Origin of the sequence: Sphingomonas ginsenosidivorax (assembly GCF_007995065.1) — a bacterium.
Classification (GTDB): domain Bacteria; phylum Pseudomonadota; class Alphaproteobacteria; order Sphingomonadales; family Sphingomonadaceae; genus Sphingomonas; species Sphingomonas ginsenosidivorax.
The window spans coordinates 3,160,260-3,172,350 of record NZ_VOQR01000001.1 but is presented as its reverse complement, the minus strand read 5'-3'; the positions used below and the strand labels follow the sequence as shown (position 1 = coordinate 3,172,350).

General features: G+C 67.6%; 8 protein-coding genes. 5 read left to right on the top strand and 3 right to left on the bottom strand.

Going from position 1 to position 12,091, the window contains the following annotated elements:
- Positions 1 to 191 precede the first annotated feature (191 nt).
- Positions 192 to 1,085: a LysR family transcriptional regulator gene (locus tag FSB78_RS14360; RefSeq protein ID WP_147083277.1), complete on the top strand. Its 894-nt coding sequence runs from the start codon at positions 192 to 194 to the stop codon at positions 1,083 to 1,085.
- A 139-nt stretch (positions 1,086 to 1,224) separates the two neighbouring features.
- On the opposite strand, the gene FSB78_RS14355 is transcribed toward FSB78_RS14360, so the two are convergent.
- On the bottom strand, positions 1,225 to 1,602 hold the full coding sequence (locus FSB78_RS14355; protein WP_242008315.1) for a hypothetical protein: 378 nt from the start codon (positions 1,600 to 1,602) through the stop codon (positions 1,225 to 1,227).
- Positions 1,603 to 1,929: 327 nt separating this feature from the next.
- Here FSB78_RS14355 and kdgD point away from each other — a divergent pair, with 327 nt between their 5' ends.
- The 3 genes from kdgD to FSB78_RS14340 are packed head-to-tail and all read left to right on the top strand — an operon-like array spanning position 1,930 to position 5,316.
- On the top strand, positions 1,930 to 2,859 hold the full coding sequence (gene kdgD, locus FSB78_RS14350) for a 5-dehydro-4-deoxyglucarate dehydratase (RefSeq protein WP_147084233.1): 930 nt from the start codon (positions 1,930 to 1,932) through the stop codon (positions 2,857 to 2,859).
- Positions 2,860 to 2,890: 31 nt separating this feature from the next.
- Complete coding sequence (locus FSB78_RS14345; protein ID WP_147083276.1) at positions 2,891 to 3,778, top strand: LysR family transcriptional regulator; 888 nt, start codon at positions 2,891 to 2,893, stop codon at positions 3,776 to 3,778.
- A complete protein-coding gene (locus FSB78_RS14340) occupies positions 3,775 to 5,316 on the top strand; it encodes a carboxylesterase/lipase family protein (protein WP_242008313.1) in 1,542 nt (513 codons plus the stop codon). The genes FSB78_RS14345 and FSB78_RS14340 overlap by 4 nt, the downstream gene beginning before the upstream one ends.
- 152 nt (positions 5,317 to 5,468) lie before the next feature.
- Here the strand turns inward: FSB78_RS14340 and FSB78_RS14335 are convergent, their stop codons facing one another.
- Both FSB78_RS14335 and FSB78_RS14330 read right to left on the bottom strand, forming a co-directional pair.
- A complete protein-coding gene (locus tag FSB78_RS14335; RefSeq protein WP_242008311.1) occupies positions 5,469 to 7,298 on the bottom strand; it encodes a DUF8034 domain-containing protein in 1,830 nt (609 codons plus the stop codon).
- Positions 7,295 to 8,668 (bottom strand): MFS transporter, encoded by a 1,374-nt coding sequence (locus tag FSB78_RS14330; protein ID WP_147083275.1) that lies wholly within the window; start codon positions 8,666 to 8,668, stop codon positions 7,295 to 7,297. The genes FSB78_RS14335 and FSB78_RS14330 overlap by 4 nt, the downstream gene beginning before the upstream one ends.
- A gap of 300 nt (positions 8,669 to 8,968) precedes the next feature.
- Here FSB78_RS14330 and FSB78_RS14325 point away from each other — a divergent pair, with 300 nt between their 5' ends.
- Complete coding sequence (locus FSB78_RS14325) at positions 8,969 to 11,872, top strand: TonB-dependent receptor (protein WP_242008309.1); 2,904 nt, start codon at positions 8,969 to 8,971, stop codon at positions 11,870 to 11,872.
- Positions 11,873 to 12,091: the final 219 nt, after the last annotated feature.

Below are 12,091 nucleotides of genomic sequence, written 5' to 3'. Positions count from 1 at the left end.
AGGATTGCGCCCTGATGGGGCCGCGTAGGTGGCGCGTCCGATACGGCGCTGTCCCTGGTCCTGGTCATGCCGTCTCGCTTCCGTCGATCACTCGGCCAACGCGCATGCTCGACCTCGCCAAGCATATAGCAGTGGGTGGGGTAAACGATTACCGGGGGCAATCGGCATGCCATGAGAAGGTGACCTAATTAATGTCGACCGAGAATTTCAACACGCTCGCGGCTTTTGCCGCCGTCGCGCGCGAGCGCAGTTTCACCCGGGCCGCCGCCAAACTCGGTGTCTCGCAATCGGCGCTGAGTCAGACGGTCAAGAATCTCGAGGAACGCGTGGGCATGCGGCTGCTTACCCGCACGACGCGCAGCGTTGCGCCGACCGAAGTCGGCGAGCGCCTGTTGCAGATGGTCGCACCACGGTTCGAGGAGATCGAACTGGAACTGGCAGCGCTCAGCGAACTGCGCGACAAGCCCGCGGGAACGATCCGGATCACCTCGGGCGAACACCCCGCGACGACGGTATTGCAGGCCGGCCTGGCAAGATTTCTGCCGGATTATCCCGATATCAACGTCGAGGTCATCATCGACTATGGTCTCGCTGATATCGTCGCCCAGGGGTTCGATGCCGGGATCCGGCTGGGCGAGCAGGTCGCCAAGGACATGGTGGCGGTACGGATCGGCCCGGACATGCGCATGGCAGTGGTCGGGGCACCGGCCTATTTCGCGCGCCACTCAGTTCCGCAAACGCCCAGTGACCTGACCGTGCACAATTGTATCAACCTGCGATTGCCGACCTATGGCGGCCTGTACGCCTGGGAATTCGAGAAGGAGGGCCGGGAGCTCAACGTCCGCGTCGAAGGGCAATTGGTGTTCAACAACAGTGGCCAGCGGCTGTTATCGGCGCTTCAGGGACTGGGTCTCGCCTATATGCCCGAAGACCAGGCGGTGGAGCACATCACCGCCGGGCGGCTGGTGCGTGTCCTGGAGGATTGGTGCGAGCCGTTCTCCGGCTATCATCTCTATTATCCCAGCCGCCGGCATCACTCACCGGCGTTTTCGATCTTGGTCGAAGCGCTGCGATATCGTGGCTGACCTGTCCGCCCGCCCGAGGGCGACGTTTCCGACTGATAGTGGTTTCTTGCGTCGGAAGACCGTCGCCAGCGTGAAGGAAGACGGCCCGGTCGCGCTTCAAAGATGACCGGATGATCACGTCGATCATCCGGTCGATCCCTCACTTCTTGCGTGCGCGCTTCGGCGCGGCGGCAGCTGCTGCGTCCTCTTCCTCGTCCGGCTGGTCTTCGCCCGCCTCGGTCAGCGCTTCGCCGAGCGCCTTGAGTTTGTCCTGGGACTTGTCGGACCGATCGGCGATCTTGGTCGTTGCCGTGCCGAGCCGGTGGAGCAGGGCATAGATACGATCGCTGTCGGGCGTGTCTTTCTCGAGTTGCTTGCGAAGAGCGCCGAGATCGCGAAGAATCCCCTTCGCGCCGGGTACGTCGACTTCGGCGAGCGCTGCTTCCCAGTCCTCGACCATGTCGGCGCCCTTTGTCGCCTTGGTTTCGTCCAGACCGCGATTGAGCGCGTTCATCGTTCCGGCAAACTTAACCGCCATGTTTCTAATCCTCTCGCAGGGATAATCCCTTGGGGCGAACGAGGTGTGCGGCGATTGTGTCCGTGCGGCTTCGCGCTGTCGTATTGATGCAGAGCAACCCCGTCTTCGGATACGCTTGGCCGCGTCGGGCTGCTGGCGTTTACCTTCAAACGTCGATGCGCCGCATGAACAGCGTTCGAGTAAACCGCGATCGAGCCAAGAGATGCATCGATCGAATGTCCCTTTGGTTTGGACCTGCCGCAGCCCGCGACCTACCAGGATGCGAACGACTGGCCACGCAGGGATTGCGATGCGCCGCGCTGTTGGAGGAGCCTCGCGATGACCACCATGGACCCCGTGCATATGGCACAGCGACTGGGAAGCGGCCTGCTGTCGTTCCCGGTCACGCATTTCGATGCGGACGGCGCGTTTCTCGAAGACCCTTACCGCGCGCATTGCGCCTGGATGCTCGAACACGAACTGTCGGGGCTGTTCGCCGCGGGCGGCACCGGGGAGTTCTTCTCGCTGACGCCGGCCGAGGTCGCGCAGGTGGTCGCGGCCGCGGTCGAGGTCGCCGACGGGCGGCTGCCGGTCATCTCGGGCTGCGGCTACGGCACGGCGATCGCCACCGGCATCGCGCGCGATGCGGAGAAGGCCGGCGCCGACGGACTGCTGCTGCTGCCGCCTTATCTGGTCGGATCGAAGCAGGAGGGGCTCGCCGCGCATATCGACGCGGTGTGCAAGGCGACCGGGCTCGGCGTGATCGTCTACAACCGCGACAACGCCGTGGTCGACGACGAGACGCTTGCCGGGCTGTGCGATCGCAACCCCAATCTCGTCGGCTACAAGGACGGCGTCGGCGACATCGAGCTGATGACGCGCATCTATGCACGGATGGGCGACCGGCTGACCTATATCGGCGGGCTGCCGACCGCGGAGACCTTCGCGGTGCCGTATCTGACGATGGGCGTGACGACCTATTCGTCGGCGATCTTCAACTTCATGCCCGAATGGGCGCTGGCCTTCTACAAGGCGGTGCGCGCCGACGATCGCGTCACGGTGATGAACCAGCTGCGCGATTTCGTGCTGCCCTATATCAGCCTGCGCAACCAGGGCCGCGGCTATGCGGTGTCGATCGTCAAGGCGGGGATGCGGATCGTCGGCCGCGATTCCGGTCCGGTCCGCTCGCCGCTCACCGACCTGTCGGCAGCCGAGGACGCACAGTTGCGCGCGCTGATCGAACGCGCGAGCCCGCAGGCCCTCGCCGAGGCGGCATGACACGCAGAGCGGCGGGGCATAGGCTGTGAGCATGTTCGAACTCAGCCAGCTCCGTTGCTTCGTCGCCGCCGCCGAGGAACTCCATTTCGGCCGCGCGGCGCTGCGACTGAACATGACGCAGTCGCCGCTCAGCCGGCAGATCCAGCTGCTCGAGCGTATCCTCGACGTGACGTTGCTCGAACGCACCAGCCGACAGGTGTCGCTGACGCCCGCAGGCCGCGTGTTCCTGATCGAGGCGCGGCGGATCGTGCGGCTGGCGGAGAGCGCGGCATTGTCGGCGCGGCGCGTGGCGAAGGGCGATGCCGGGCGCGTTGCGATCGGCTTCACTGCGGTCTCGGGCTACAATCTCGTGCCGCAGATCGTCGCGCAGGCGCGCGCGGGCCTGCCCAATATCGAGCTCGAACTGCGCGAGATGGTGACGACCGATCAGGTCGATGCGCTGCTCACCGGGCTGATCGACATCGGCTTCGTGCGCCCGCCGCTCGACCGGCACGAGTTCGACACCGCCTGCGTGCTGGTCGAGCCGCTCGTCGTCGCGCTCCCTTCGGGCGATCCGCGCCAGTCGAAGGCGGTGCTCGAACTGTCGGATTTCGACGGGCTGCCGCTGATCATGTATGCGCGCCAGGGCGCCGGCTATTTCCACGCGATGCTGATGCGATTGTTCGAGGATGCGGGTGTGACCCCGCAGTACGTGCAGCACGTGACACAGATCCATTCGATGCTGGGGCTGGTCCATGCCGGGCTGGCGGCGGCGATCGTCCCCGAATCCGCATCGGGGCTGCACATGAACGACGTGCAGTTCCGTCGGCTCGCGACGACCCCCGAGCGCCCGGTCGAGCTGCACATGGCGTGGCGGCGCGACAACCGGAACCCGGTGCTCGAGCCGATGCGGCGGCTCTGTGCCGAGATGGCGGGGTGATCGACCGGCGGACGGTGATCGCCGGGCTGGCCGCGACGCCGGCGCTGGTCGCGGCGAAAGCGGCCGTCCCGATCGCGACCACGCGGCACGGCCGGGTGCGCGGGATCGTGGAGCGCGGCGTGGCGGTGTTCCGCGGCGTGCGCTACGGCGCCGACACCGCGGCGCGCCGGTTCCGGCGCGCGGTGCCGCCTGCCGCCTGGACCGACGTCGCCGACGCCACGCGGTACGGCGCCGCGTCACCCCAGACCAAGGCCGGCGAGCCGACCAGCGAGGACTGTCTGTTCCTCAACGTCTGGACGCCTGCGCTCGATGCCGCGCGGCGACCGGTGATGGTGTATCTGCACGGTGGCGCGCATGCGCACGGCTCGGGCAGCGACCCGCTCTACGATGGCGGCAATCTCGTGCAGCGCGGCGATGTGGTCGTCGTGACGCTCAACCACCGGCTCGCCGCGCTCGGCTATGCGTATCTCGCGCAGCTGGGCGGCCCGGCGGAGTCGGGCAACGTCGGCAATCTCGACATCGTCCTCGCGCTCGAGTGGGTGCGCGACAACATCGCGCATTTCGGCGGCGATCCGGGCCGCGTCATGCTGTTCGGCCAGTCGGGCGGCGGCGCCAAGATCGTCACGCTGATGGCGATGCCGCAGGCGCGCCCGCTGTTCCACGCCGCCGCGACGATGAGCGGGCAGCACGTCACCGCCGCCGGTCCGATGCACGCCACCGCACGGTCCCGCGCGTTGATGGCGAAGGTGGGCGCGGCCGACGTCGCGGCACTGGCGACGATGCCGGTCGCGCGGCTGGTCGAGGCGATGGCGATGACCGATCCGCTGGAGGGGAAGGGCGAGATCAGCTTCACCTCGACGCTCGACCACCACGTCCTCGCGCGGCACCCGTTCTTTCCCGATGCGCCGCGGGAGGCGGCGCATATCCCGCTGATCTGCGGCAACACGCATGACGAGACCGGTCTGTGGATCGGCGAGATGCTGAAACGCGGCGACACGACCTGGGCGAACCTGCCCGAACGGCTGACGCGGGAGACGACCAAGGACCTGGCGCCCGACTTTGTCATCCGCCGGTACCGCGACCTCTATCCGGACCGTACGCCCGGGCAGATCCTGCTCGCCGCGACCACGGCGGGCCGGTCCTGGCCCGGGCATCTGATCCAGGCGGAAGAGCGCGCGAAGATCGGCGCGCCGACCTGGATGTACCAGCTGGATTTCCCTGCGCCCGAGGCGGGCGGGGTGCTCGGCGCCTTCCATTCGCTCGATATCGGCCTGGTGTTCGACAATACGGGCGTCGCGACTGCCCGGACGGGCGACGGGCCGGACGCGCGCAGGCTCGCGGGGCGGATGGCGGATGCGTTCATCGCGCTGGCGCGGACGGGGGATCCGAATTGCGCGAGCGTCCCGGTCTGGCCGCGCTACGACCTCGCACGGCGCGGCACGATGATCTTCGACCGGCAGGTCCGCGTCGAGGACGACCCGCGGCGCGAGGAACGGCTGCTGTTCGCGGTGGCGCCGTACATCAAGCCAGGCGGCTGACCCCGGCGTCATCCGAACCGTTCTCCTGCGAAAGCAGGAGCCCAGGAGTCACGGTCGGGGTCGTTCGTAACCCTGGGCTCCTGCGTTCGCAGGAGCACGGGCCATACCGGTCGCTGCGCGGACGAGCCGAAGCGGTTCCGGGATGACGGGAATTAGGCACGGTCCCAGGGAAACGCCAGCGTCGGCCGATTGGCGTAGCGCCGCATCGCCAGCGTCATCCGCGCCCCGCACCCCGGCTCGAGCCGGATCGTGAACGCCGCCCCGCCGACGGTGGCCGATGTCCCTGCGACCTCGACCGCCTCGATCCGGTGCTCCGCATAGGCGCCACCCTGCACAACGACGGTCCGCGCCTGCCGGCCCAGATTGACCAGGGTCACCTCGGTCGTCATGTCGCCGAGCGTGTGCACCAGTGCCGCGACATCCTCCGGCACGCCTGCGCGGCGGCGGTCGGGATCGAAATAGCGCAGCCGGCAATGCAGCGGTACGCCGCCCTGCGGGGGGCTCGTCTTCGACCAGGGGGGGCGGGCGATGTGCAGGCCGCCGGTCATCAGCTGGACGAGGCTCTTCACGCTCGCCGGGTTGATGTCGATCGGCCAGTCGGCGAGCCGGGTCTCGGGCGTCGTCGGGTCGGCCTTCGCCGCTGCGATGCGATCGGCGACGTGCTGGAGGTCCGCCGCGAGCGCGGTGGTCGGATAGTCCGGGTTCTGCCCCTCGAGGAACGACACCCAGGGCGTCTCGCCCGCCGCCGCGCGATCGGCGGGGTCCTGCGTCACGTACCAGATTTCGAACCCGTTGGTGCGATAGGCGCCCGGTTGCCAGCCATACCAGCCTTGCGCGCCGTGCATCGTCGGCGTCTGCAGCGTGCCGTCGATCGTTCGCGCGAGACCGTTCAGCCGCGCCGACTGCCTGCGCCAGACGTCGATATAGGCGCGGTCGCCGGTCAGCAGCGTGCCGTTCATGAACGCGGTGATCGATCGGGGGACGCGGTTGCGGTTCTCGCGCTTGCCGGTCTGCGGCACCTTTGGCGAGAAGCCCCAGCCATAGGTGCCCGTCCACCAATCCTTGCCGACCGTCCCGTCGAGCCCGACATGGCTCGGGACGATGTCGTCGTTCTTCGCGGCGCGCGTCACCCAGGCGTCGAGATAGTCGAGCGCCCAGGCGCGATACCGATCGCCGCCGCCCAGCGCATAGGCGTTCAATCCCAGCGTCGTCGCCTGCAGGTTGAGCGGATTGTCGCCGACCACGTCGCCATAATCGGCATAATGCGCGAGCGTCTGCGCATAGGTCGTCTCGCCATGCTCCATGTGGAAGCGCTCGCCCGCCGCGAACGGATCGCCCGCCCAGTCGAGCGCGGTGGCGGCGGTGAGCTTCGGGCCGCGGCTGCCGTTGAGCAGGCTGCGGATGATGCGCAGGCGGGGGTCGTAATTCTTCACCGTCGGATCGCGACCGGTGTAGAAATCGGCATAGCGCCGCGTCCGCTCGAGCAGCTTCGCATCGCGCGGCGCCGACAGCCCCATCGAGTTGAACGTCGTCAGCCCCTCGGCATTGTGCTGCCAGTCCATCTGCACCGGGAATTCGCGGTAGTACATGCCCGCGCGCGCGATCGGCACGTCGACGGTCCGCGCCGCTGTGTATTGCCTGAGGTGGCCTTCCCAGAAGCGCTGCGTCAGCGTCAGAATACGGTCGGACCCGCCGAGCGCGTGGAGCAGCGCCCAGTCGTTGGTCGCCTCCGCCGCGTCGTCGGGCCCGTCATTCGCGCCCCAGCGCGCGAAGACCTTCAGCTGGTCGCGGCCGTCGACATATTTGGCGTAGAACGCCTCGCAGGCCGCCGCATTCGCCGTGAGAAGCCGGCGCTGCAGTACCGCCCATTCGGGTGCCGCCATCGGCGTGCTCACCACCAGCGCGGCGGGTGCGGTCCGCGCGCGGGCGGGGAGGGCGGCGAGCGCGGCGGCACCGCCCAGCAGCATGCGACGATCGATCACTTGGCGAGCTCGACGCGGCGGATGGGGCCGACGATCCCGAAATAGGCGACGATCGTCAGCAGGCAGTGCGCGCCGACGAACACCAGCGCCCAGTCGAACGATCCGGTCGCCGCGACGATATAGCCGATGACGATCGGCGTGACGATACCGGCGACGTTGCCGAACATGTTGAACACGCCGCTGGTCAGCCCCGCCAGCTCCTTGGGCGCGACGTCGGACACCACCGCCCAGCCGAGCGACGCGACGCCCTTGCCGAAGAACGCGACCGCCATCAGCGTGATGATCAGCCATTCCGATCGTACGAACACGCAGGCGATGATCAGGCTCGCGAGCAGCATGCCGACCAGCAGCGGCCCCTTGCGGGCAATGTCGATCGAGCCGGTCCGCCTGAGCAGCAGGTCGGAGACATAGCCGCCGACCAGCCCGCCCGCGAACCCGCACAGCGCGGGCGCGGCAGCGGCGAAGCCGGCGTGCATGATGTCGAACCCGCGTTCCTTGACGAGGTAGATCGGAAACCAGGTCACGAAGAAATAGGTCAGCACGTTGATGCAATATTGGCCGAGATAGATGCCGACCAGCATGCGGTTGGCGAGCAGCTGGCGGATGTTGGTCCAGGTGAACGAGGGTGCGCGGACCGCGACCGCTTCCTCCATGCGGATCAGCCCGCCGCCCGCCTCGATATGCGCGAGCTCGGCGGCGTTGATCTGCGGGTGCCGGATCGGGCTGTGGATATAGGCCAGGAACACGCCCGTCGCGAGCAGCCCGAGCACGCCCATCACGTAGAAGACCGACCGCCAGCCGAAGCTGTGCACCAGCCACCCCATCAGCGGCGCGAACGCCACCAGCGAGAAATACTGCGCCGAATTGAAGATCGCCGACGCGGTGCCGCGTTCGGCGCCCGGGAACCAGGCCGCGACGATCCGCGCATTGCCGGGGAAGGAGGGGGCCTCCGCGACGCCGACCAGGAAGCGCAGGCAGAACAGCGTGGCCAGCACCGAAAGCCCCGGCACCAGCCCGACGAACCCCAGTCCGACGAACCCTTGGGTCGCGGTGAACAGCGACCAGGTCGCGATCGCGACGGCATAGACCCGCTTGGTCCCGAACTTGTCGAGCAGCAGCCCGCCCGGCACCTGCGCGAGCACATAGGCCCAGGCGAACGCCGACAGGATATAGCCCATCTGCACCGGCGACAGGCCGAGTTCGGCGGAGGCGGCGCTGCCCGCGATCGAGAAGGTCGCGCGATCGGCATAGTTGATCGAGGTGATCAGGAAGATCAGCGCGATGACGCTGTAGCGCACGCGCGTCGGGCGCGCCGCGGGCCCGCTGGTGGCGGCTGGACGCGCGGTGCCGGGGACGGCGGTGTCGGTCATGCACTCTCTCCTGCTGGGCGCTGCCCGCTCTGGCGGGGGCATGCGAACTCTGGCCCCGACGCTACCGGGGCAGGGGGCCGCCGTCCAAGTCGAAATCGGCGTCGATCAAGCCAGGACTTGGCACGATGGCACCGAACGGGCTCGGCACGGATCGGTGCAGGATCGGCAACGATCCATGCCTGATTGAGATTGGCGTATCGGCCCCGCGCGGGTCTACCGAGACTCCACGGACCGGCTCGCATCGAAGCCGGCACTGGGCAAAGCGCGATAATGCGCCGCCCCGAGGGGAGTCTGATCGCCATGACCGGCATTCATCGTTTCAAGTCCGTGCTCGCTATCGGCAGTGCGCTATCCGCATCGATGCTGATCGTGTCGGTCGCCCACGCGCAGGCGGCGCCCGAGACCAACGCGCAGAAGGACGCTCGCGCGCCCGGCGACACCACCGACACCGATACGCCGCCGGCATCGCCCGCGCTGCCGCCCGAACAGCCGGTCGCCGGCGCTCCCGGGACGATCGACGCGGCCGCGGCCGACGCCTCCGCGCCCGACATCGTCGTTACGGGCTTTCGCGCGAGCCTGACCAGCGCGCTCGGGATCAAGCGCAACCAGACGGCCGCGGTCGACGTGATCAAGGCGGAGGACATCGCCGAATTCCCCGACCTCAACCTCGCGGAGTCGCTGCAGCGCATTCCCGGCGTCGCGATCACCCGCGTCAACGGCGAAGGCCGCAGCATCGCGGTCCGCGGGCTAGGCCCCGAATATACCCGCGTCCGCATCAACGGCATGGAAGCGATCGGCACCACCGGCGGCACCGACAATTCGGGCGGCGTGAACCGCGGTCGCGGGTTCGACTTCAACATCTTCTCGTCGGACCTCTTCAATAGCCTTGCGGTCCGCAAGACCGCGACCGCCGACGTCGAGGAAGGGTCGCTCGGCGGCACCGTCGACCTGCAGATCGCGCGGCCGTTCGATTACCGCAAACCCACGGCGGTGGTGTCCGCCCAGGCGAGCTACAACGACCTGCGCAAGCGCGCGACGCCCAAATTCTCCGGCCTCATCACCGCGTCCAACCCGGAAAAGACGTTCGGCGTGCTGCTCTCGGTCGCGTACGAGGAGCGCAGCGTCCGCGAAGAGGGCGCGAACATCACGCGCTGGACCTATGGCGGGTTCAACGGCGGGTTCAACGCCGCCTCGACGCTGCCCGGCAAGACGCTCGCACAGATCAACGACGCCAATCCCGAGACCGCGCTCTACCACCCGCGCATCCCCGGGCTGGTCAGCTACGACATCTTCCAGAAGCGCCTCGGCGCCGCCGGGTCGGTGCAGTTCCAGCCGACCTCCAAGACCCTGCTCTCGATCGATGCGCTCTATTCGCGGCTCGACGGCACGCGGAAGGAGTCGCAGCTGCAGGCGATCAGCTTCAGCCGCTCGGGCACCGGCAAGCCGCAGACGACGATCCGCACCGGCGTGGTCGACGGCGACAACAACATCATCAGCGGCACCTTCGACGGCGTCGATCTGCGCACGCAGGCGCGCTACGACGAGCTGACGACCGATTTCTACCAGGTTACGGCCACGCTCGACCAGAAGATCGGCGACAGCATCAAGTTCGGCGGCGTCGTCGGCTATGCGGACTCGAAGTTCAGCAACCCGGTACAGACCACCGTCACGCTCGACGCGGCCAACACAAACAATTTCCAGTACGATTTCACGACGCGGTTCCCGCTGATCAGGCCCGGCGTCGACGTCAGCAACCCGGCGAGCTTCGGCTTCGTCAACGGCACGTCCGAGGTGCGGATCCGCCCGCAGACGGTCGACAACAGTTTCACCAACGCCAAGGGCTTCGTCGAATGGACGGTCTCGCCGGCGCTCAAGCTGAAGGCGGGCGCCGACTGGCGGCGGTTCGAATACAGCTCGACCGAGCAGCGTCGCCTGTCGGGGGAGACCGTGGTCACCACACTGACCCCGGCGCAGGTCGCAGCGGCGACGACATTGTTCTCCGGCTTCGGCAAGGGACTCGACGTCCCCGGCGGCACTCCCACAGCGTTCGTCGTCCCGGACCTGGCCAAGTTCGCCAGCCTCTACGGTATCTACAGCAACCCGCTCTATGCGACCGGCGGCATCGAGAACGCGACCGCACGCGGATCGTTCATCACCGTGCGCGAGGACGATCTGGGCGGCTGGGGGATGGGCGAGTTCAACTTCGCCGACCTGGGCGTGCCGGTCCGCGGCGACCTCGGCGTCCGCTACGTCAAGACCGACCAATATTCGACCGGCTATGCGAGCCAGGGCGCGGCGATCAACCTCGTCGCGGCGGATCGCAGCTATCATCGCTGGCTGCCGTCGGGCAATCTGGTGATGGACGTCACCGACAAGCTGCTCGTCCGCCTCGCGTCGGCCAAGACGCTGGCGCGCGCCGGCATCTCGTCGATCACGCCGGGCGGCAGCCTCAACGTGTCGGGTGGCAACCGCAGCTTCAGCAGCGGCAACCCCGACCTCAAGCCGACCGCGTCGACCAACTACGACGCGTCGATCGAATGGTATCCGACGCGCGGCGCGATCTATGCGGTGTCGGCGTTCCGCAAGGACATCGGCAGCTTCGTCCAGACGCTCAGCACCGGGGTGCCGTTCAGCGCGCTGGGGCTGCCCGCATCGCTGCTGACGGGCACCACCGCGTCGCCGACCGACGTCTTCATCGTCAGCCAGCCGGTCAATTCGAGCGGCGGCCGGTTGCAGGGGTTCGAGGTCAACATCCAGCAGCCCTTCAGCTTCCTGCCCGGCATCCTGTCGAACTTCGGCGTGCTCGCCAACTACACCTATGTGAAGTCCGACATCGATTACCTGATCTCCGCGACGAGCGCCGCGACCGTCACCGAACCGCTGATCGGGCTGTCGAAGCATGCCGCCAACGGCACGCTCTACTTCGAGACCGAGAAATTCTCGATCCGCGGCTCGGTCGCCTATCGCTCGAAATACCTGACCGCGGTCCCGGGTACCGAGGGCAACGCGTATAACGGCACCAACAGCACGACCAATTTCGACGCGCAGATGTCGTATAACGTCACCGACTCGTTGAAGCTGAGCCTCGAGGCCGTGAACCTGACCGACCAGGTCAACGACCAGTTCGTGGACGAGACCAACCGGCTCAACGTGCTGACGCACAGCGGCCGCCAGTTCTTCCTCGGTGCCCGCTACTCGTTCTAGGTCGCGACGCCGCCCATAGTCGTCCCGGATCGACGCGGGCGGCGGCTGCGGTCACGGTGGCGCGCGACCGCGCGCGCGGTTCGGGACCTTGCGAAGAAGTGCGTTGAAGGTTGCCGCCCGGCTTTATACGAGCACCGGATTCGTCCCATCCGTCGCCTCGCGCGTCGCAACCGCGGCGGGCGGCACGGATGACGACAGATCGTCAGGGTTTTGAGCCGC